This is a genomic window from Pseudomonas sp. JH-2 (genome assembly GCF_036231725.1).
In the GTDB taxonomy this organism is placed as follows: domain Bacteria; phylum Pseudomonadota; class Gammaproteobacteria; order Pseudomonadales; family Pseudomonadaceae; genus Pseudomonas; species Pseudomonas delhiensis.
This window is the reverse complement of record NZ_JAZAQP010000009.1, coordinates 61,712-81,706: the sequence shown is the minus strand read 5'-3', so window position 1 is coordinate 81,706 and position 19,995 is coordinate 61,712. Positions and strand designations below refer to the sequence as shown.

The 19,995-nt window shown below is 67.3% G+C and carries 18 protein-coding genes and 1 tRNA gene; 11 read left to right on the top strand and 8 right to left on the bottom strand.

Annotated features, from left to right (window positions below; all coding sequences use genetic code 11):
• Positions 1–212: 212 nt before the first annotated feature.
• Complete coding sequence (locus VV867_RS08750; protein ID WP_328566123.1) at positions 213–731, top strand: KilA-N domain-containing protein; 519 nt, start codon at positions 213–215, stop codon at positions 729–731.
• Positions 732–856: 125 nt separating this feature from the next.
• On the opposite strand, the gene VV867_RS08745 is transcribed toward VV867_RS08750, so the two are convergent.
• Entirely contained in the window at positions 857–1,309 is a 453-nt protein-coding gene (locus VV867_RS08745; protein WP_328566122.1) for an Arc family DNA-binding protein, read from the bottom strand.
• Between the two features lie 128 nt (positions 1,310–1,437).
• Here VV867_RS08745 and VV867_RS31140 point away from each other — a divergent pair, with 128 nt between their 5' ends.
• The 5 genes from VV867_RS31140 to VV867_RS08725 all read left to right on the top strand — a co-directional run bounded on the left by VV867_RS31140 (position 1,438) and on the right by VV867_RS08725 (position 9,845).
• Positions 1,438–1,602 (top strand): Arc family DNA-binding protein, encoded by a 165-nt coding sequence (locus tag VV867_RS31140; protein ID WP_442965010.1) that lies wholly within the window; start codon positions 1,438–1,440, stop codon positions 1,600–1,602.
• Positions 1,603–1,734: 132 nt separating this feature from the next.
• A complete protein-coding gene (locus tag VV867_RS08740; protein WP_328566121.1) occupies positions 1,735–2,055 on the top strand; it encodes a hypothetical protein in 321 nt (106 codons plus the stop codon).
• Positions 2,052–2,789 carry a hypothetical protein gene (locus VV867_RS08735; RefSeq protein ID WP_328566120.1) on the top strand — a complete coding sequence of 246 codons (738 nt, stop codon included), beginning with the start codon at positions 2,052–2,054 and terminating at the stop codon, positions 2,787–2,789. The genes VV867_RS08740 and VV867_RS08735 overlap by 4 nt, the downstream gene beginning before the upstream one ends.
• Before the next feature lie 82 nt (positions 2,790–2,871).
• Positions 2,872–9,549, top strand: coding sequence for an LPD38 domain-containing protein (locus VV867_RS08730; protein ID WP_328566119.1), 6,678 nt, complete (start codon positions 2,872–2,874; stop codon positions 9,547–9,549).
• A gap of 35 nt (positions 9,550–9,584) precedes the next feature.
• Complete coding sequence (locus VV867_RS08725; protein ID WP_328566118.1) at positions 9,585–9,845, top strand: hypothetical protein; 261 nt, start codon at positions 9,585–9,587, stop codon at positions 9,843–9,845.
• 143 nt (positions 9,846–9,988) lie between these two features.
• On the opposite strand, the gene VV867_RS08720 is transcribed toward VV867_RS08725, so the two are convergent.
• Positions 9,989–10,273, bottom strand: coding sequence for a hypothetical protein (locus tag VV867_RS08720; RefSeq protein ID WP_328566214.1), 285 nt, complete (start codon positions 10,271–10,273; stop codon positions 9,989–9,991).
• Positions 10,274–10,496: 223 nt separating this feature from the next.
• Here VV867_RS08720 and VV867_RS08710 point away from each other — a divergent pair, with 223 nt between their 5' ends.
• Positions 10,497–10,778, top strand: coding sequence for a type II toxin-antitoxin system RelE/ParE family toxin (locus VV867_RS08710; protein ID WP_328566117.1), 282 nt, complete (start codon positions 10,497–10,499; stop codon positions 10,776–10,778).
• Positions 10,779–10,908: 130 nt separating this feature from the next.
• Here VV867_RS08710 and VV867_RS08705 read toward each other — a convergent pair whose 3' ends face one another.
• Positions 10,909–11,259 carry a bacteriocin gene (locus VV867_RS08705; RefSeq protein ID WP_089391353.1) on the bottom strand — a complete coding sequence of 117 codons (351 nt, stop codon included), beginning with the start codon at positions 11,257–11,259 and terminating at the stop codon, positions 10,909–10,911.
• 444 nt (positions 11,260–11,703) lie between these two features.
• Here VV867_RS08705 and VV867_RS08700 point away from each other — a divergent pair, with 444 nt between their 5' ends.
• Positions 11,704–12,138, top strand: a complete 435-nt coding sequence (locus VV867_RS08700; protein ID WP_328566116.1) for a hydrogenase — start codon at positions 11,704–11,706, stop codon at positions 12,136–12,138.
• A gap of 296 nt (positions 12,139–12,434) precedes the next feature.
• Here the strand turns inward: VV867_RS08700 and VV867_RS08695 are convergent, their stop codons facing one another.
• Positions 12,435–12,854, bottom strand: a complete 420-nt coding sequence (locus tag VV867_RS08695) for a LytR/AlgR family response regulator transcription factor (RefSeq protein WP_275629967.1) — start codon at positions 12,852–12,854, stop codon at positions 12,435–12,437.
• Between the two features lie 427 nt (positions 12,855–13,281).
• Here VV867_RS08695 and VV867_RS08690 point away from each other — a divergent pair.
• Together VV867_RS08690 and VV867_RS08685 are read left to right on the top strand one after the other, a co-directional pair.
• A tRNA-Leu gene (locus VV867_RS08690) sits at positions 13,282–13,368 on the top strand.
• Between the two features lie 194 nt (positions 13,369–13,562).
• Positions 13,563–13,778: a hypothetical protein gene (locus VV867_RS08685; protein ID WP_009619935.1), complete on the top strand. Its 216-nt coding sequence runs from the start codon at positions 13,563–13,565 to the stop codon at positions 13,776–13,778.
• 217 nt (positions 13,779–13,995) lie between these two features.
• Here VV867_RS08685 and VV867_RS08680 read toward each other — a convergent pair whose 3' ends face one another.
• Complete coding sequence (locus VV867_RS08680) at positions 13,996–14,214, bottom strand: hypothetical protein (protein WP_328566115.1); 219 nt, start codon at positions 14,212–14,214, stop codon at positions 13,996–13,998.
• A gap of 143 nt (positions 14,215–14,357) precedes the next feature.
• Here VV867_RS08680 and VV867_RS08675 point away from each other — a divergent pair, with 143 nt between their 5' ends.
• Positions 14,358–14,735: a LexA family protein gene (locus tag VV867_RS08675; RefSeq protein WP_109933873.1), complete on the top strand. Its 378-nt coding sequence runs from the start codon at positions 14,358–14,360 to the stop codon at positions 14,733–14,735.
• A gap of 4 nt (positions 14,736–14,739) precedes the next feature.
• On the opposite strand, the gene VV867_RS08670 is transcribed toward VV867_RS08675, so the two are convergent.
• From VV867_RS08670 to imuA, 3 genes are read right to left on the bottom strand one after another with little or no spacing between them, the layout of a single operon-like run.
• Positions 14,740–17,814 carry an error-prone DNA polymerase gene (locus VV867_RS08670; protein WP_328566209.1) on the bottom strand — a complete coding sequence of 1,025 codons (3,075 nt, stop codon included), beginning with the start codon at positions 17,812–17,814 and terminating at the stop codon, positions 14,740–14,742.
• Positions 17,811–19,226 (bottom strand): Y-family DNA polymerase, encoded by a 1,416-nt coding sequence (locus VV867_RS08665; protein ID WP_328566114.1) that lies wholly within the window; start codon positions 19,224–19,226, stop codon positions 17,811–17,813. The genes VV867_RS08670 and VV867_RS08665 overlap by 4 nt, the downstream gene beginning before the upstream one ends.
• Before the next feature lie 7 nt (positions 19,227–19,233).
• Entirely contained in the window at positions 19,234–19,851 is a 618-nt protein-coding gene (gene imuA / locus VV867_RS08660; protein ID WP_109933876.1) for a translesion DNA synthesis-associated protein ImuA, read from the bottom strand.
• Positions 19,852–19,995 lie beyond the last annotated feature (144 nt).

Below are 19,995 nucleotides of genomic sequence, written 5' to 3'. Positions count from 1 at the left end.
AAACTGAGCCCGCCACACTGGCGGGCTTTTTCATGGCTGAACGCCTGGCAACCCCCTGTAAGGTTCGTATCGTTCAGAGCCGCCATCCCACACTCGGCCTGTCCCTGGGTTCGCCCTGGGGCCAGCAGGCTAGGGTAGCTCCCGAAAAGGACGACTGCCCGCTCCCAGGCGTCCAGCCTGCTGCCCTTCCAGCCGGGAGCAGGAGCGAGCGCATGAGCAGCATCATTCCGTTCAGCTATGAAGGTAGTACCGTCCAGTTCAATGTCGACGGCTGGGTTAATGCAACCAGCATTGCGGCGCGCGTGGGCCGTCGGTTGGATAAGTGGCTGGCCACCCAGGAAACGCAGGAATACATCGAGGCGCTGATGCGCCATTTAAATACCCCAGAAAAGGGGGATTTAATCCAGACGCAGCGCGGACGTGGCGGTGGTACCTGGCTTCATCCGAAACTGGCGGTGGCATTTGCACGTTGGATCTCGCCGGACTTCGCTGTTTGGTGCGATTTGCACATCGACGCATTGCTGCACGGCGATATCTCGATCCGCCAGCGCTTCGACCAGGCCTGCAAGGCGCTGGACGATGGGAGTGCGGTAGCGAGCGTCAGTGGCAAGCAACTGGCGCACTGGCGATTTCAGAAGCCAGTCCTCGAACACCAAGTGGATCACTGGCGAGAGCAGTTGCAGATGACGCTCGGGCTGGAACTCGGCAGCCCCCTTAAGGAGGAACAGTGAGTATCTTTCGGATACTCACAGAGTGAGTACCCGATGCGCGCCTCTGTTTTTTCCGTCGCTTTTCTGTCGGGAAAAAGGGCTTGCGCTTCTGGAAAGGCCGGTAGGCTTGGTCTGGAGAGAGGGGATTAGCGATCGCGGACGTCGGAGATGTACATGGATGCCGCCAGCCTGGAGTCCATCTCGTGCTGGAGCTCGCGCAGGACGGAGTGCTCCTGCTCTAAGGCAGTGATCTCTGCCGTTGTTGCCTCGATGATAGCTGTCACGGCTTCGGCTTTCGTGTGCTGTCCACTGTGAGTCAGGTAGTTGAGCTGCTTCTGGAGTAGGTCAAGCCCAGCCTCGCGACCACGTATCACGCGCCGCAGGTTGCTGATTTGACTTGCGACCTCTGAGCGCTGGAGGTTCAGGTCTTCAATGCTGCTACCAGCGGCGGGGATCGACAGGGCGAAGCTTGCCTCCAGGCGGGCCACGATCTCTGCATTCAGAGAACGCTTGGTCGACTTGGCCGCATCCTCTAACTGGCTCCTGAGCTCCTCAGGCATCCGTAACGAGTAAGGCGGGACGGTGTGGCGATCGTTCATTTTCTGCTGTGGATCTGAAGGTAGGGATACGAGTGTATGTTGTGGACTCGAAAAGATTCAAGAATCCACTTGACGGCCACACTTGTGGATTTATTATGATTCCACAGCCATCAGAAAGGAGCCGTTGAATGGAAAAGCGTCAAATAGCTTCGTATCCCCTTCGCCTTGAGCCGCGCATGCGGGCGAAGGTCCAAGAGGAGGCAAATCGCAACCGCAGGAGCCTTAACGCTGAGCTGATTGTGTTGATAGAGGAGGGGCTCAATGTCCGAGCCAAACAGACTGAGCAGGAATGAAAAAGCCTCAGGTGCGGGAACACCTGAGGCTTTGGATAACGTCAAAACCACCGAGGAATTGAGCGTCATGAATCATCATAGCATATCACTGTACCGTGGTATCTCCCTGGGCTTGGCTGGGGAGGGCTGCAAATGAAACCCGCCCATCATGCAGGCCGCGCGCCGATACCCAACACCCCCTTCAGCCTCTACGGCTCGTTCAACTACGGCCTGACGGACGTGACTGCAGAAGATGTGGTCGATGACCTGCTCTACCGTGTCGAGCAGGAGCGCGATCCCGCCAAAAAGCTGTTCCAGGCGCAGCGAACCATCGGCGCCCTGATGGCGATGCTGGCGATGAATGTCGCCGGCGCCAATAAGGTTTCGCTCAACCGGGGCGTGTTCGCGCGCCTCGCAGCGCTGACTGGTGAAACGCCCAACCATCTCGTAGCCATGGCGGGAGTCGCAAGATGAACATGATCACCACTGGCGGTCAGCCCACCATGACCAGCAGCGAATTGCTGGACCTCGTCAACCGGGTGCGTACTGAGTTCGGCGAGCCTGTTGTTCGCCGAAATGTCTTCATTCAGCGCTGCAAGGACGAACTCGAAGGGGAGCACTACAAGATTTTTGTAGTGCAAAATTTGAACAATACCGAGTCGGAAGAACTGGAGCTGACGCGAGATCAGTGCATGCTGGTGTCCATGCGCGAGTCGAAGGCCGTGCGTCGGCGAGTCGTTACCAAGCTCAACCAAATGGAGCGGCAGTCGACGCCGCCCGTGGAACTCTCCCGCCTTGAGTTGTTGGAGATGGCTCTGGCCAGCGAGAAGGAGAAGCTCCAACTCACTGCTGAGCGAGACCACGCGATCGCTACCAAAGCGCAGATAGGTAGCCGGCGCGAGGCTTCGGCAATGGCCAGGGCTTCGGCGGCGTCCAGGGAGGCGGCCCGACTGAAGGATGAGTTGGGCCGCAACAGCCGGCACGCGACGGTGAAGGCAGTCGAGCACGCCACCAAGAGAAAGTTCGGCCCCCAGGAGTGGCGCCCGCTGCGCAAATGGTGTGAGGTGCACGGCGCGGAAGCGGCCTATGTCGATGATCCGCTCTATGGTCGCGTCCGTGCGTGGCCGGCAGCAGCGTGGGCAGAAGTCCACGATATCGATCTGATCAAACTTTTCGGGCACGATGAGTTGGAGAGCCCGCAGGCCTAACCCCCTGTGAGGTGTGCTTCCGATACCGCCACTGCCTAAGACTGAGCCCGTCACATGACGGGCTTTTTCTTTGGAGAGCGGGATGAGTGATCTTTTGCAAGAGTTCGGCCTGGATGCAGGAAGCTCGACAGGTCGAGCGGGCGCGCCGCCGAGCGCCACCCCATCTCAGCAGCCGGATCTGGTCAGCGAGTTCGGGCTGAATGCCCCCGAGCGACCCTCCATCTCCGGCGAGTTCTCCAAGGGCATCGGCGCCGGCGTCGACTCGCTGCAGGGCACCCTGTACGGCCTGGCGGGCCTGGCCGGCGATGCCGCGGGCGCCGAGGGCCTGCGCGACTGGGGCCTGGAGGGTTACCAGCGCAACCAGCAGGAGGCGACGGAGAGCGCGCCGGCGGTCGGTCGCTTCGAGGATGTGCACGGCGCGCACGACGCGGCGCTGTACGCGGCCCAGGGCCTGGGTCAGCTGGTGCCGTTCGCCGCCAGTTCGGTGGCCACCGGCGGGATCGGCGGCGCGGTGGCCAAGGTCGCCGGCCGCAAGGCGGTGGAGCGCTTCGCCGAGAACCAGGTAGCCAAGGGCGTGGCCCGCGCCACGGCGGAGAAGGCGGCCAAGGCCTACGGCAACAAGCTGGCGGAGCGCGGCGCCATGGCCGGCGTGGCCGCGAACTCGGTGGGCACCGAACAGGGCTCGATCTACGGCGACATCTACGACAAGACCGGCCAGTACGCCCCGGGCACGGCTGCTGCCTACGGCGCGGCCGCCGGTGCGCTCGACGCGCTGCCCGAGGTCGGGCTGATCAGCCGGCTAGCCGGCCGCGGCACCGGCGGCATCGCCCGCCAGACGCTGAAGCAGGCCGGCGCCGAGGGCGCTACGGAGGGCGCGCAGACGGCGGTGGAGAACCTGGCCGTGCAGCGTGTCGATCCCAACCACCACGCCTTCGACCAGCAGGGCGTCAGCGACATCGCGAACGCGAGCCTGATCGGCGCCCTGGGCGGCGGGGTTGCCGGTGGCGGGGCCGCAGCCGCCGGCCGGCTGCGCAAGCCGTCCGAGCAGATGGGCCTCGATCCGAATGCCGGTCCGCTGTCGGCCGCGGCGACGGTGGCGGTTGACGGCCGGGTGGCGCACGAGGTGCAGCGCGCCGCCCTGCTGAACAACGCCCCGGCGCCGGCGGAGAGCGGCCTGCGCGAGCAAGACCTGGCCGACCTGCCCACCGCGGTGGCGCAGCAGATGTTCCGCACCGAAGCTGATCCGGACAACCCAGGCGCGCTGCGCTACTTCCGCCAGGATCCTGACCTGCAGCGCGAGGTGGAGGTGCCGGAGCAGGATGCCCTGGCCGCCGCCCAACAGCGCATCGCGGTCGCCCAGCAGCAGGGCCTGGATCCGCTGGACAGCCGCGGCCTGGAGGAGCTGCTGCCGCAGGTCGACGAGGAGACCGGGCCGCCGGCCGAGCGAGGCACCGGCATGGCCGCCGACGACCTCACGCCCTACGAACGCAACCAGTTGCGCGCCCTGGGCGTCACCGACGAGCAGTTGGCGACGATGACCACCGAGCAGGCCCGCGGCGTGCCGCTGCCCCAGGTGGATTTCGAGTCCGGCCCGGGCCAGGTGGAGAGCGTCGCCGAGCAGCCGCCGCTGCCCACCGTGGAAATGGACACCGGCCCCATGGAAGCCGAGCAGGTCGCCGCCGCGCCAGTGTCCGGCGATCCCGATTTCGAGTTCCGGGTGCAGAAGAACGGCCGCCCGTTCAAGAGCGAGCGCGACGTGCGCCTGCTCCGCACCCTGGAGGAGGCCACGCAGGCCGGCGAGCAGCCGGTGGTGGTGCCCCATGAAGGCGGCTTCGCCGTGGCCGTCCGCCGGCCGCCGGCGCCCACCCTGGCCCTGCCGGCGCCGGACACCCTGGTGGTGGACCGCCAGGGTAACGCCCAGCGCGGCCCGGTGGCGCCCTTCGTAACGCCGGAGCGGCAGCGCGCGTTGCCTGGCGGCCCGGGCATGGACCAGCAGGCGCGGCCCGGCCAGCGCCCGACCATCGAGGCCCTGCTGCCGGGCCTGCGCCAGCGCGCCGCCGCGGGCGAGCAGCTGGACACCGCCGCCATTGCCCAGCAGACCGGGGCCAGCCGGGCCATTGCGGCACGCGCCGTGCAAGGTGTGCAGGCAGAGCAGCAGGCCATGGCCAAGCCGTACACGAACCGCCTGCAGGCCGGGCGCGCCCTGGGCCGCCTGCCGGCGCCGGCGGCGTTCGAAGTCGTGCAGCGTGGCAGCCGAGACTTTCGAATCCAACCCAAGGCACAGCCGGAGGTGGAAGATGCTGGTAACCGCGCCGGGCCCGGCGATGAGCGAGAAGCAGGCGCTGCAGCTGCTGTTCCTGCTCGGCCAACTGACGTGGCGCCGGTACCAGCGGCTGAGCCAGGGGCTGGTCAGCCTGCCGGAGGACGAGCCAGTGCTCGAGCGGATCGTCCTGCTGCAGAGCCGGCCGCCGAGCGATCGCCTGCAGTAGCGCCCAAGGAACCCCTTGCACCGGAATCGAGCAAGCCGCCCAGCCGGGCGGATGAGCAGGGCGACCTGCCGGACATCCTGGCCATGCCCAGGCGGCGCTACATCGCCAACCAGGCGAAGCAGGAGGGGCTGAAGAAGGGCTCGCCCGGCTACGGCCAGGCCATCCAGCGCCTGGAGGACCGCTACGAGGCGGATCTGGACGCGGCCTCGGCCGGCCTGAGCTTCGAGCGGTACAACGCGCTCAACAGCGATTCGCCGGCGAGCGTGAACCGCCAGGCCTGGGAGGCGCTGCGCGCCGAGTACGGCCGCTACTCGCAGGCGAGCTATCGCGCCAGCGCGCCAGTACTGAAGGGCCTGCGTGCCAGCCAGCTGCAGCGCGCCCTGCAGGAGCGCATCAGCCACTGGCGCAATGCCCCTGACGTGCGCGTGGTGCAGTCGGTCGATGACCTTCCGCCGCGACTGCGCCAGCGGGTGCAGCGCGACGGCGCCGAGGGCGTTGAGGGTATCTTCGACGGAGGCGCCGTGTACCTGGTGGCCGACAACATCGGCAGCTATCAGCACGGCGGCTTCGTCCTGGCGCACGAGGTGCTGGGCCATGCCGGCCTGCAGGGGCTGTTCGGCCGGCGCTTGGAGCCGCTGCTGCACAGCATCTACCGCGGCAACGACCAGGTGCGCGCCGCCGCCGACCGCCTGGCCGAGCAGACCGGCTACCGGCGCCCGGTCGCCGTCGAGGAAGTGCTGGCCGACCTGGCCGCCGCCGGCAGCCTCCAGCAGCAAGGTTTCTGGCCGCGCCTGGTCTCCGCCGTCCGCGCCGGCCTGCGCGCCATCGGCCTGGACATGAAGTGGACCGACGGCGACCTGGCCCGGCTGCTCGCCAACGCGCGGGGCTTCATCGAGGGCGGCGCTGGGCGCGCGGCTGGTGAGGCGCGCTACTCGCGCCGCGGCTGGGATGCATCGTTCCCCGATGTCGCCGTGGCCCACCCGCTGGCCTTCCTGAACAACCACCCGGACTACGCCGCGGCGAAGGCGGGCGACACGGCCGCAGCGCTGCGCGTGGCGCGCGACGCGATCACCCCGGAGTTCGTCGAGCAGGTGCGCCAGGCTATCCCGGCAGGCAGCTCGCCGAAGATCGTGCCGGTGGTAGCGCGCGAGGGTGCCGGCAACAACCGCATCCCCGTCATCGCTGCAGAGGTGCTGGCGCAGCGCCTGGGGCTGCAGACCGACCTGAATCCGGTGCAGCAGGAGAAGATCGGCCGCACCAGCGCCTCCGCCCTGGAGCGCGTGACGCGGCAGCCGACGTTCCAGGGGGAGGTGGCGCCGGGCGACTACATTCTGCTGGACGATACCCTGACGCAGGGCGGCACCCTGGCCCAGCTGAAGACGCACATCGAGGACAACGGTGGTCGGGTAGTGCTGGCCACTGCCTTGACCGGCAAGAACTACTCCCGCAAGCTATCGCTCGATTCCTCCACCCTGGCCGAAGTACGTGGCAAATACGGCAGTATCGAACCCTGGTTCCGGGAAACCTTCGGCTACGGCTTCGAAGGCCTCACCCAATCCGAAGCTCGAACGATCCTCACGTTCGACCGAGGGGGTCTATCGCCTGAGCAACTCCGAGATCGACTCGCTGCGTCGCGAGATGCAAGAGGCAGCGGAGTGGGCCAGGGAGCAACTGGCGATCGATCCGGAACTCAAGCACCTGTAGGCGACGACGACCAGGGCCCTCGCTACTCACGCGCCGGCCAGCGCACCCTCACGCTCCTCGACCAGGTCGCCAACCGTGGCCCGGTGAAGTTCGCCGACCACGTCACCGACGCCCAGCGCGACGCCCTGAGCAAGATCGGCGCCTTCGCCCGGAAGGAAACCATCGCCGAGACCGCGGCCAAGTACCGCGATCGCTGGAAAGAGAAGTTCATCCAGGGCGTGTTCGACCAGTTCGCCCCCATCGCCAAGCTGGACCAGACGGCCTACATGCAGGCCCGGCTGTCCAAGGGCACCGACGGTGCTCTGGAATCCATCTTCCTCTACGGCAAGCCCAAGCTGCTCGACGGCGCGCTGGCGGTTGATCCCGATGGACACGGCCTGCGCGGCGTTCTCGCCAAGCTGCGCGGCGAGCATGACCTGTTCTTCGCCTGGATGGCTGGGCACCGCGCCGAGCGCCTGGCTGCCGAGGGCCGCGAGAACCTGTTCACCGCCGAGAACATCCGCGAGCTGAAGCGCCTGAACCAGGGCACCATGGAGGGCGGCGGCAGCCGTACCCTGGCCTACGCCCAGGCGCAGAAGGAGTTTGCCGCCTACCAACGGTCGGTGCTGGACGTCGCCGAGAAGGCCGGCCTCATCGATCCCGGGGCGCGCAAGCTCTGGGAGAACGAGTTCTACGTGCCGTTCTACCGGGTGATGGAGGAGGGCGACGGTACCGCCGGCCCGGGGCAGATCGGTGGCCTGACCGGCCAGCGCGCGTTCCAGAAGCTCAAGGGCGGCAAGGAGCCCTTGGGAGACCTGATGGCCAACACCCTGGCGAACTGGTCACACCTGCTCACCGCCTCGATGAAGAACCTGGCGGCGACCAATGCGCTGAAGGCGGCTGAGCCGATGGGGGTGGCCACGCCGGTGCGTGAAGCCGAGAAGGGGGCCGTCCGGGTGATGATGGGCGGCCGCGAGCAGCACTACCTGGTGCACGATCCGTTGGTGCTCGACGCCCTGACCATGCTGCACCAGCAGGACTGGAACAACCCGGCCATGAAGGCCATGCGGGCCTTCAAGCACTGGCTGACCACCGGCGTGACCAGCAGCCCGGCGTTCCGCGCCCGGAACCTGCTGCGCGACAGCATCTCGGCGGTGGCCACCAACGACCTGGGCTACAACCCCCTGAAGAACGTCGCGGAGGGCTGGCGCGGCACCGCCCACAGCAGCCCGGTGATGCAGCAGCTCATCGCCGGCGGCGGCGCCGTGCGCTTCGGCGCGCTCAATGACGGCGACCAGGCGGCCCACGCGAAGCGGCTGATCAAGGACCTGGGCGCCAAGGAAGGGCAGATCCTCACCACCCAGGAGAAGATCACCCGCGCGCTGCGCTCGGCCTGGGATCGCTACCAGGAACTGGGCGACCGCCTGGAGTCGGTGAACCGGGCCACGCTGTACAAGAAGCTGCGGGAGCAGGGCAGGAGTCACCTCGAGGCCAGCTACCTGGCCCGCGACATGATGGACTTCACCTCGGCCGGGAAATGGGCTTCGGTGCGCTTCCTGACGCAGATCGTGCCGTTCATGAACGCTCGCCTGCAGGGCATGTACAAGCTCGGCCGCGGTGCCGGCACCGATCCGCGCCGGTTCCTGGCGGTCGCCGGCGCGGTGGCCATGGTCTCTGTGCTGCTGCACCTGCTGAACAAGGACGACGACGAGTACAAGGAGCTGCCGGACTTCGTGCGGAACAACTACTGGTGGGTACGCCTGCCGGGCGCCGAGCACGCGCTGTACATCCCGAAGCCGTTCGAAGTCGGCGTGCTGGGCAGTGTGGCCGAGCGCATGACCGAGCTGGCTACCGCCGGCAACGACTACCGCGCCGGCGACTTTGCGTCGACGCTGGGCGCGCTGCTTACCGACCAGTTGCAGATGAGTCCGGTACCCCAAGCGTTCAAGCCGGCCATGGATGCCATCTTCAACTACGACAGCTTCCGCAAGACGGCGATCGACAGCATGGGCCAGGAGCGCCTGCCGCCGGCGGAGCGCTACACCTCCAGCACGTCCGCTGCCGCGGTGGCTGCCGGCCGCCTGGCGAACATCTCGCCCCAGCGCTTGGAGCACCTGGTGCGCGGCTACTTCGGCTGGCTGGGTACCCAGGCCCTGAACGCCGGCGACTACATGCTGCGCGGCCCGATGGACCTGCCGGCGAACCCGCGGCGGGACGCCACCAACCCCGACAACTGGACGCTCTATGGGGACTTCGTGAAGCCCGTCGCCGGCGGCAGCAGCAAGTACCTGGACCGCTTCTACGAGATGCAGCACCAGATCGACCAGCTCTACGCCTCGGCCAGTGAGGCGCGGAAGGTTGACGACCTGGGCCGCCTTGAAGAACTGGCCGGCAACAGCACGCTGAAGCTGCGGCCGATCTACAACGCGGCGAACCGGCGGATCACGGCGATCAACCAGCGCATGCGCGCGGTCAGCAACGATCCGACGCTGGGCGCCGAGGAGAAAATGGCGCTGCTGCGCGAGCTGAGCGAAAGCCGGAACCAGGTGGCACGCCGGGTGGACGAGCGGGCGCGGGCGGCGCAGTAGGGTAGAATGCCAGCCTTCAACTACTGGAGGTCGGCATGCTCATCATTCGTCAGGGCGCTTTCTCTCGGCTTCAGCTGGAGCGCATGGTTGGCAAGGCGGGCAATTTCGGGATTTGGGAATACCACGTGTCGGCGAACTCCGACATGTTCCCCGGCTACGCGGCTGGCCGACATGCCGCTATCTCCCCGGCCGAACCGAAGGAAGGGCAGGCTGTTGACGCATTCGTCATGCTCCGGTCTAACTCCCCGCAAGAAGAATGGAAGTCGGCAGGAACGGGTATCGCTGAGTATCGCTAGATCGGTGTGGTAGGGCGCCCAGAACGGGCAGAGAGGGCCGGAATTTTGGTTCCAGAACTGGAGATGCACCCCTATCAACCATGCGGGTTACAGAGGTGTGATTTTGAATTGATAATGGGACGCCAAAATAGCTGCACATGGTGTCATTGCTGAATCTTTCTATCGGATTGCAAATCCGTGAACGCCGGTTCGATTCCGACCTCAGCCTCCAACATGAAAGCCCCGAAGACGCAGGTCTTCGGGGCTTTTTCTTTTCTCCTCCAGGCAAGTATTTCCCGTACTGCTCGTGCCGGCGCCTGCTTCGAGCAGTGGTGGCATGCGGGTTGACAGGCTCCATGGCTGGGCGGAGCATCGCGGGTATTACCTTTGACTACTCGGGGCGTGATGGCCACTTCGGTGAAGCTCGACGATGCGATGATGGCGCGCATACGCAACCTTGCGGGGATACGCCAGCGCTCGCCACACATGGATCATGCGTAAGGCGTTTGCCCAGTATGTTGAGCGCGAGGAAAGGCGTGAGGCACTGAACCGTGAGACGGCGTTGGCGTGGGATGAGTATCAGGCCACTGGCAAGCATGTGACGTCCGAAGCGGTCAATGAGTGGCTGAACACCTGGGGTGAGGTTGACGAGCGGCCCGCTCCCGCACGTGAGTGCTCTACGCTCCGGCCGCGATACGCGATCTCGAATGCCTTCGGGAATACTTGCGCTCCAGGAGTCCTGATGCGGCCAGGCGGGCTGCTCAGGCGGTCGTCCAGGCCACCCAGGCGCTGGGAAATCGCCCGCAGGTGGGACGGATAATCGAGAGCCTGCCCGTCTCCTTCAGAGAATGGCCAATCGAGTTCGGTGATAGCGGCTATGTCGCCCGGTATCGCATCGATAACGAGACCATAGTGATTCTCGCCATTCGGCATCAACGCGAAGCGGGCTATTGATCGCGGCCGAGTCCGCTATGCGCAGGTATTTGCGTCATGGCTGGGGCGAGCGTTCTTCGGGCGGGACATCCGCAAAAGAAAAGCCCCGTGGGAGCGAACCCACGGGGCTTTTCACACGGAGCAGCCGGACTTACTTCTTGCCGCCGAGCGCGCCGCCCGCCGCGCCACCCAGGCCGGCGCCGATGGCTGCGCCGGTGCTGCCGCCGAGCTTGTTACCGATGATCGAGCCGCCGGCTGCACCCAGGCCGCCACCGATGGCCGCCTTGGTCTTCCGGCCTTTCTTGGCGGTGGCTGCGCCACCCGCGGCGCCACCGAGACCGGCGCCGACCGCGGCACCGGTGCTGCCGCCCATCTGCTGGCCGATGACGTTGCCCAGGGCACCGCCCAGGCCGCCGCCGACGGCTGCCTGGGTGCCGCCGCCGGCCATGGCGGCTTGGGCGAACAGCAGGCTCAGGGCCAGGGCGGGGAGTGCTTTGCGCATATTGCTAACCTCGAGGAATGAAGGGCGGCAGGCTTGCCGCCCGGGATGGTCGATCGTCCGGATCGCATGCCGACCCGTGGTGTGAATTCGCTGGCGGTTTCAGACCGGCCGGAGCCGTTCCGGTTCCCAGGGGCGCGAAATTCTACCGGGCCCGGCGTTTCTCTGCTCGTCTCGCCGCCTGCCGGAGGCTCTGAGAGGTAGATGGCGTTCTGATGTCATGTGCCGTTCGCCATGGCATACTGTCATTCTGAAATTGCGCTGCTCAAGGATGAGAGATGTCGCGCTTCGAATGGCTCGTAGTGGCCGCCGCCTGCCTTGTCGTCGCCTGCTATCTGGTCGTCTGCCTGTTGCTCCCCTCCGAGTACATCGCGCCCGGCTGGCTGCCGCTGCACTAGCCCGCACCGTCTAGAGTGAAGGGGAGACCCGGTCGCGGAGGTGCCCGGCATGGCTGGCGTGTATCGGCGGTTGCTCTGGCACGGCCTGCTGCTGCTGTTGCTCGGTCTGTTCACCGGGCTGGTCGAGGCGCAGCTGAGCAATCCGCACATGGCCCTGGCGGCCCACCTGGAGGGCATCCTCAATGGCCTGCTGTTGCTGGCGCTGGGGGCTATCTGGGGCGAGGTGGCGCTGTCGTCCCGGTGGCAGGGTGTCGCCTTTTGCGCATTGCTCTACGGCGCCTATGCCAATTGGGCCTTCACCCTGCTCGCCGCGGTCTTCGGCACCGCGGCCATGTCGCCCGTCACCGCCGCGGGGCATCGCGCAGAGCCCTGGCAGGAACTGCTGGTGACCTTCGGTTTCGTCAGCGTCGGCCTGGCGATCATGCTCGCCATCGTGCTGCTGCTCTGGGGACTGCGCGGCAGGGCTGCGCGCCGGGAAGGGTAAGTGGCTGGCCGTCGCGTCCCTGCTCGGCCGGCCATGTCCTCAGCAAGAGGGCCAGGCATATTGCCATTACGCGACAGCGAAATAAACATACATTCTCGTGTGCATGTATGCGGGCCGCTCATGTCCCCGGCCGGCACGGCGTTTCAGGTGGTCGATGAGCGGTGGAAAGAAAAAGCCTCGCGGGTGAGGCGAGGCTTCTTCGTACTGCCGATGGGGGCTGGTCCGTCAGCCTTCCTGCAGTATAGATGGGTGATGTTACTTTGATATTGCATATGGACGAGCGATACGCCCTTTCGTCAGGGAACCCGCAGGGCAGGGGCTGCATGCTGGGTGGCCAGCATGGAAAGCGGCAACGGCCCGTCGAGGGTGGCGATCACGGTCGCTCCGCTGCGTGCCCGCAACAGGTTGCGAACCGCGCCGACGCGCTGGCGGCTCAGGGGCAGGCGGATTTCCGTGCCCTCGATGCCGATGCTGGCCGAATAGGCGTCCCAGCGCAGGTTGCTGACCAGGCTGCTGCGCACCAGGTGGCTGCGATGGATGCGGATGAACGCTTCGGCGAACTCGATTTCCAGGGCTTTCAGGGTGGCGTCGAAATGGATCCGGCCCTTGGCGGTGAAGGCTGTCACATACTTTTCTTCCGCGCTGAAATGCGTGATGTCCTTGGTTTCGATGACGACCAGGGACCTGCCCACGCGAGTGGCAATGCGTTGCCTCATCGGAACTCTCCTGTTTGGCGTTTCGTGATCCACTGAACGTCAAAGTCTTGTACCGATGATGGCGCTGTGCCGGTTTTTCGGCAGTTATGTGACTGGATTCACATTGTCCCGCTGTCCGGGAGGTGGCAGAAGAAAAAGCGGCCGCATCCGGGGTAATGCGGCCCAAGCCGGGGTTGGCTTCCCTTCCGCCCCGTGGGTGGGCAGCTTATGCGACATGGGAGATGGCAAAAAGCCGGTAATTCCGACTAGTCCCTTGTGCAGGGGACGCAGGGTGCGCAGCGAGCCTCGGGGAGGGCGGAATCGGCTGCGCCATCAAGTGCTTAGGCGCCCGGCCCCGGCTTTACCGCAACGAGTCGACTCGGTATAGTCTCGGCCCTTCCACATTGCCCGGTGGCCGAACTCTTCCGGCCTCGGCAATGCCCGCCCGGCTCGGATGGTGAAATTGGTAGACACAGCGCACTTAAAATGCGCCGGCCTAACGGTCTTGCGGGTTCGAGTCCCGCTCCGAGCACCAGAATTCCTCCCTGCATTCCCGACTTGCCGACTCGGCAGCGTGACAATCGGCCGCGCTGCCAACGCTCGCCGCCGCATCGTCCGCCGGCTTGCGCAAGGGGGATGCGCCTGACCGCTGGTCAGAATGCAACTCGCTGAAATCTTTGAGAAATATTGTTGTCCTACGGTGCTCGCACTTTGTCATGAGGACCTGACGTGCAACGTGCAGCCCGTAACATCCGCAAGGTGCTGGACTCGGTAGCCAGCAACAACGAAGCCACTGCCATCGAAGTGATGCGCGCCGTGGAGCAAGTGCCGGACGAACTGCTGCGCCAGCGGTTGCTCAAGGCCATTCATCACCTGAACCAGGATGCCGCCGAATTGCGCGCCCTGCGCGACGAGGTCACCGGGGCGGACATTCGCCTGGCCTGAGTTTGGCGCGCGGCTGGCGGCCCGGCCCGTGTAGCCGGGAGGGCCGTCCTGCTCCTGTGCGACTGTGTCCGCTGCGGATCCACCACCTCGCCCAGCCCCTGCGAGCTCATCGCTGGCCGTCGGGTTCATCCGGACGAGCCTGTCGGGCGAGGGGACCTGAGGAAGGGGGCTGTATGGAGCTTCCGAAAAGCCTGGATGACGGCGGCCTGCGGCCGCCTCAGCGATGATTCCACGCCAGCCAGCCGGCATGACGCCTGCGCGGGGCCGGCTGCGGCTGCGCCTGGGGTGCTGGCGCCTCGTGGGGATGGGCCTGGGCCTCGCTGCGCGAATGCAGCCGGGCCCTGCGCATGGGCACGCGCAGGAAGGCCCAGAGCGTGACGCCCGCCAGCAGCAGCCAGCCGAAAATCATGAGTGTGACGAACGTGCCAGGATTCATGCTGAAAGTCCTCGCCCCCACACGAAGGATAGACCACGCCGCAGCGGTTGCCGGCGGCTATCAATGGAGTGGCGGATGGCTTGCCGGGTTCGCATTATTTCTGGTATCTGTATGCATGTACAGTATTCCGAGGGTGCCCCGCCATGTCTCATGCCGCTTTCCATCCTGCCGTCGCCGATCCGTCGGCGTTCCTCCAGGCGCAGCCGCGGTCGCTGGATGACCTGCTCGAGCTGCATACGCCCCATACCTACATAGTCCGCGCACATGGCGATGGTATGACCGGTGCCGGCATCCACGACAATGACCTGCTGGTGGTGGACCGCGCTTCCCTGGCCTGTTCCGGCGAGGTAGTGGTGGCCGCGGTGAACGGCGAGCCGCTGATCCGCCGCCTGGACATCATCGACGGCGCCTACGCGCTGCTGCCGGCCAACGACCGCTACCCGCCGATCCGCATCGGCGAAGGCGATGAGTTGGCGATCTGGGGCGTGGTGCGTTGGAACCTGCACCGCCTGGCCAGTTGAGCCACTAGCGGAAATCGCGGCTGGGCACGTCCAGGCCGCTGAGCAGGGGCGTCAGGTCGACCAGTTGCTCGGCGATCACGTGGCGCACGCCGCTCTCGCTTTCCAGCCGGCCGCGCACCTGCAGCAACTGCGCTTGCAGGAATACGCGGCGCTGGCGTTCGGCAACGTCGCGCCAGACCACGACGTTGACCAGGCCGAACTCATCCTCGAGGGTGACGAAGGTGACGCCGCTGGCAGTCTGCGGCCGCTGCCGGCCGATCACCAGCCCGGCGACGCTGAGTGGCCGGCCGTGCTCCAGGCCGGGCAGCTCGCGGGAGCTGCGGCAGCGCAACGCTTTCAACTGGCCGCGCAGCAGGCGCAGCGGGTGTGGGCCTAGGGTGGTGCCCAGGCTGGCGTAGTCGGTGAGCATTTCCTCGCCCTGGCTGGGCAACGGCAGGCTCACCGCGGCCTCCGTCATGGCGTCTTGACCGGCGAACAGCGGTAGCTGCGGTTCCACCCCGGCCACGGCCCAGCGCGCCCGGTGGCGATGCCCGGCCAGGCCGCGCAGGGCGCCGGCGTCGGCCAGGCGCTCGCGGGCCGCGGCGTCCAGGCCGGCCCGGTAGCTGAGGTCCTCGACGCTTTCGAAAGCCCGTCGCTCGCGGGTCTGGACGATGCGTTGGGCCAAATCCTCGCGGAAGCCGCGGACCATGCGCAGCCCCAGGCGGATTGCCGGCTGTGCCTCGCCCTTATCCTCCAGGCTGCAGTCCCAGTGGCTGTAGCGCACGTCCACCGGCAGCACCTCGATGCCGTGGCGGCGGGCATCCTGCAGTACCTGGTCGGGGCTGTAGAAACCCATCGGCCAGCTGTTGACCAGGGCGCAGGCGAAGGCTGCCGGCTCGTGGCACTTCAGCCAACTGCTGGCATAGGTGAGCAGGGCGAAGCTGGCGGCATGGGATTCGGGGAAGCCGTAGCTGCCGAAGCCCTTTATCTGTTCGAAGATGCGGGCGGCGAAATCGGCGGTGTAGCCATTCTCCAGCATGCCCTCGGTCAGGCGCAGGCGGTGTTTCTCCAGGCCGCCGTGGCGTTTCCAGGCAGCCATGGAACGGCGCAGGTCGTCGGCTTCGCCGGCGGTGTAGCCGGCAGCGACCACCGCGACCTCCATGACCTGTTCCTGGAACAACGGAACGCCCAGGGTGCGCCGGAACACCTGTTCCAGGGCCGGCGAGGGATAGGTGATCGGCTCTTGCTTGTTACGCCGTCGCAGGTAGGGGTGGACCATGTCGCCCTGTATCGGGCCCGGACGGACGATGGCGACCTCGATCACCAGGTCGTAGAACGTCTTCGGCCGCAGCCGCGGCAGCATGGCCATCTGCGCGCGGGACTCGATCTGGAACACGCCTATGGCATCGGCGCGGCTGATCATCTCGTAGGTGGCCGGGTCTTCCGGGGGAATGCTGGCAATGCTCATCGGCGTGCCGCGCAGGCGATGCACCAGGTCGAAGCAGCGGCGCAGGGCACTGAGCATCCCCAGGGCGAGCACGTCGACCTTGAGTAGCTTCACCGCATCGATATCGTCCTTGTCCCACTGGATCACGGTGCGTTCGGGCATGGACGCGTTCTCGACCGGGACCAGGTTGATCAATGGCTGCTCGGAAATGACGAAGCCACCAGGATGTTGCGACAGGTGGCGGGGAAAGCCGATCAGCTCTGCGGTGAGCGCCAGCACCCTGCGCATGATCGGGCTCTGTGGGTCGAAACCCGCTTCGCGCAGTTGCTCTTCGGGTGGCGTTTGCTCGCTCCAGCGCCCGCAGCATCCGGCCAGGGCGTCCACCTGGTCGGGTGGCAGGCCCAGGGCCTTGGCGATGTCGCGTATGGCGCCTGCGCCGCGGTAGCTGCTGACCACGGCGGTCAGGGCTGCACGGTGGCGGCCGTAGCGACGGAAGACGTACTGGATGACTTCTTCGCGCCGATCGTGCTCGAAGTCGACGTCTATGTCCGGCGGCTCGTTGCGCTCGCGGGAGATGAAGCGGCCGAAAAGCAGCTTGCTGCGCGACGGGTCCAGCTCGGTGATACCCAGGGCGAAACACACCGCGGAGTTGGCGGCCGAGCCGCGCCCCTGGCAGAGAATGCCCTGGCTGCGGGCGAACTGGACGATGTCGTGGACGGTGAGGAAGTAGTTCTCGTACTCCAGCTCGGCGATCAGCAGCAGTTCCTTGCCGATGCGTTTCAGCACCTTTTTCCGCGCCCCGTCCGGCCAGCGCCTGCGGATACCGGCGTAGGTCATCTGGCATAGCCAGGACTTCGGCGTGTGCCCCTCGGGCACCAGTTCGCGGGGATACTGGTAGCGCAGCTGCCCCAGATCGAAACTGCAACGCCCCGCGATCCGCAGCGTCTCCTCCAGCAACTGCGCCGGATACAGCTCGGCCAGCACTTCCCGCGGGCGCAAGTGGCGTTCGCCGTTGGGGAACAGGTGGGCGCCGGCCTCGCTGACCGGCAGGTGGTGACGGATGGCCGTCATGCAGTCCTGCAGGGCCCGGCGGCCGCGGCTGTGCATGTGCACGTCGCCGCAGGCCACGGTGGCGATGCCATGGCGGGCGGCCTGGGCCAGCAGGGCCTGCAGGCGGGCACTGTCGTCCGCGCCGCGGTGCAGCCCGACGCCCAGCCAGAGGCGTTGCGGGAAGCGTTCGCGCAGCCAGGCGCCATCCGTATCCGCTGCCGTGTCGGGCAGCCAGATCGCCAGCAGGCCTTCCAGGTCGGCCTCCAGGTCCTCGCGCAGCAGGCGGTAGCTGCCCTTGTCGGCGCGGCGCCGGGCGTGGGTGATGAGCCGGCAGAGGTTCTGGTAGCCGGTGAGGTTCTCGGCCAGCAGGACCAGCTTGGGGCCGGCCTCGATGCGCACCTCGCTGCCGACGATCAGCGCCAGCTCGAATGCCTTCGCCGCCTGCCAGGCGCGGACGATGCCGGCCAGGCTGCATTCGTCGGTGATGGCCAGGGCGCGGTAGCCAAGGCGTGCGGCGCGCTCGAAGAGTTCATGGGCACTGGAGGCACCGCGCTGGAAGCTGAAGTTCGACAGGCAGTGCAGCTCGGCGTAGGCCGGGGTCATGCGAACCAGCCGTGGATCAGCCACGGCCCCTCGCTGCCGACCTCGCGGTAGACCCAGGCCTGCTGGCCGGCGCGGGTCTGCACCCGGTAGTAGTCGCGGCGCATGTCCGCGCCATCCCACCAGCCGGACTCGATGCGCTCCGGCCCGGCGAGCACCCGGGGCAGGCTTTCGCGCAGCGCCTGTGGCTGCCGCAGCAACCAGCCGGGGCGCGGCCCGCAGGGCGGCAGGGGGAGGGCGCGCGGGCTTTCCCGGGGTTGCCAGGCCTGTTCCGGGCGGTGCTCGGCGAGGGCCCCCAGGCCGTGCACGGCATCGTCGCCCAGGCGCGCGCGCAGGCGTTCGCGCAGCTGTTCCCAGGGCTGCGTCTGCTGCGGGCGCTCGTCGAACAGCTGGCGCAGCCCGGGGGCGAAGGGCGGCAGGTCGTCGGCCTGCAGGCGCACGGCCTGTACCGCGGCGGGCAGTTGCAGCTGTTCCAGGCGGCCGCGGCTCAGCTCGAAGAGCATGGCCGGCTCGCGCTCGGCGCTGAGCAGGCCGACCGGCATGCAGGTTTCGCCGCGGCCGTGGTGCTCCAGGTACAGCTCGAAGCGCTGCACGCCGCTGTCGCGCCCGGCGAGGAAGGCGGCGAGGTCGCCGGTCAGGCGGCGCAGGGGGAAGAGCAGGGCCTGGGTCGATTCGACGTCGAAATTCAGCTCGATGCGGCTCTCGAAGCGTTCCGGTGGCCGGTAGAAGTCCAGGGCCAGCGACCGCTGGCCGAGCAGGTTGTCGACCTGCCGCAGCAGTTCCGCCGGAAAACGCCGGGCCAGACCGTCGCGGGGCATGGCGAGCAGTTGCTGCAGGCTGCGCAGGCCCATGCGCGCCAGGCTGGCCACGCTTTCCCGGGGCAGCCCGCAGCGCTCCAGGGGCAGGCGCCCGAGGACGCTGCGCAGGGCTTCCGGGTGTTCCACCACCAGGCCGTCACCGGCGTTGACCAGTACCCGCGCGGCCGCGGGGGTGGGCGCCACGCCGATGCGGTGGCTGAAGCCCAGGGCCCGCAGTTCCTCGCGCAGGCGGGCCTCGAAGCGTGGCCAGGGGCCGAACAGCGCCAGGCTGGAGGCGACCTCCAGCAGCAGCGCGCGCGGGTAGTGCTGGCTGACCTGGGAGCTGAAGCCGTAGGCCCAGGCGGCGAGCAGGTCCTGGCTGCGCTGGATGGCGGCCAGGTCGTACTCGGCGCAGTCGAAGTCGCGGCACAGGGCGCGCGCCGCGGTCAGCGACAGGCCGGGGCGCAGGCCGAGCCGGCGGGCCGCCGGGTTGACCGCCTGCAGCACGCGCCGTTGTGGCGGGCCGGCTAGCAGGGCGAGGGGCGCCTCGGGATTGCTGCGCTGGCGCAGGGCGGCGTCCACGGCCAGCTGTGGCAGGAGAATGCAGGCCCAGCGCATGGCGACCTCAGTGCAGGGCGGCCAGCGGCAGGGGGCTGGCCGGGGCCAGGCCGCCACGGCACTTGAGCACCCGCAGTTGCGCCGGGCGGGTTTCGACGGCCAGGCGCAGCGCGGCCGGCGAGGGGTTGTACGCCTCGCGCAGCGGGCGGAAGGCGAAGGCCAGGGTCTGGCCGCTTTCCGCCGCCACCTGCAGGCGGCGCAGGGCGCGGTCGTCGGCCTGCTGCGGCCAGCACAGCACGGCGCCGCAGCAGCCCGAGCGCAGGCATTGCTCGGTCGCCCAGAGCGCATCGCGGCCACTGGCCTCGACCCAGGCCAGGTGCTGCAACTCGACGCCCGCCTCCAGCCAGGCGCGGGGGTAGGGGATGTGCGGCGGCGCCACCAGCACCACGCGCTCGCCGGCCGCGCTCAGGCGCGCCAGGGTCGGCCAGAGCAACTGCAGCTCGCCGATACCCTCGGCGGCATGGAGGATCTCGCTCAGCGCCGCCTCTGGCCAGCCACCGCCCGGCAGCAGGGCGTCCAGCCGGGCATGGCCGGTGGGCTGGGCTGCGCTGGGCGTGGTGCCGGCCTGGCCCTTCCAGACGCGTCGCTGGTCGAGCAGCGCGCCCAGGTCTACGGCGACGCCCATGGTTGGCACCTGTGATGGGAAGAGGGGAGGTAGAGCAAGATGAAATCCCGAATACTGTATGAAAATACAGTATCTGGTCTCGCCCCCATCCGGTCAATACGACCGGTTCGCTACGCCGCGACGATCCGCCGGAAGACTGAGCCA

Coding starts and splice junctions, on each gene's coding strand:
- VV867_RS31140 (WP_442965010.1), top strand. CDS start 1,438: ATGGAAAAGCGTCAAATAGCTTCGTATCCCCTTCGCCTTGAGCCGCGC.
- VV867_RS08700 (WP_328566116.1), top strand. CDS start 11,704: ATGGCTGGCGTGTATCGGCGGTTGCTCTGGCACGGCCTGCTGCTGCTG.
- VV867_RS08750 (WP_328566123.1), top strand. CDS start 213: ATGAGCAGCATCATTCCGTTCAGCTATGAAGGTAGTACCGTCCAGTTC.
- VV867_RS08740 (WP_328566121.1), top strand. CDS start 1,735: ATGAAACCCGCCCATCATGCAGGCCGCGCGCCGATACCCAACACCCCC.
- VV867_RS08745 (WP_328566122.1), bottom strand. CDS start 1,309: ATGAACGATCGCCACACCGTCCCGCCTTACTCGTTACGGATGCCTGAG.
- VV867_RS08725 (WP_328566118.1), top strand. CDS start 9,585: ATGCTCATCATTCGTCAGGGCGCTTTCTCTCGGCTTCAGCTGGAGCGC.
- VV867_RS08705 (WP_089391353.1), bottom strand. CDS start 11,259: ATGCGCAAAGCACTCCCCGCCCTGGCCCTGAGCCTGCTGTTCGCCCAA.
- VV867_RS08675 (WP_109933873.1), top strand. CDS start 14,358: ATGTCTCATGCCGCTTTCCATCCTGCCGTCGCCGATCCGTCGGCGTTC.
- VV867_RS08695 (WP_275629967.1), bottom strand. CDS start 12,854: ATGAGGCAACGCATTGCCACTCGCGTGGGCAGGTCCCTGGTCGTCATC.
- imuA (WP_109933876.1), bottom strand. CDS start 19,851: ATGGGCGTCGCCGTAGACCTGGGCGCGCTGCTCGACCAGCGACGCGTC.
- VV867_RS08670 (WP_328566209.1), bottom strand. CDS start 17,814: ATGACCCCGGCCTACGCCGAGCTGCACTGCCTGTCGAACTTCAGCTTC.
- VV867_RS08720 (WP_328566214.1), bottom strand. CDS start 10,273: ATGCGCGCCATCATCGCATCGTCGAGCTTCACCGAAGTGGCCATCACG.
- VV867_RS08735 (WP_328566120.1), top strand. CDS start 2,052: ATGAACATGATCACCACTGGCGGTCAGCCCACCATGACCAGCAGCGAA.
- VV867_RS08680 (WP_328566115.1), bottom strand. CDS start 14,214: ATGAATCCTGGCACGTTCGTCACACTCATGATTTTCGGCTGGCTGCTG.
- VV867_RS08665 (WP_328566114.1), bottom strand. CDS start 19,226: ATGCGCTGGGCCTGCATTCTCCTGCCACAGCTGGCCGTGGACGCCGCC.
- VV867_RS08730 (WP_328566119.1), top strand. CDS start 2,872: ATGAGTGATCTTTTGCAAGAGTTCGGCCTGGATGCAGGAAGCTCGACA.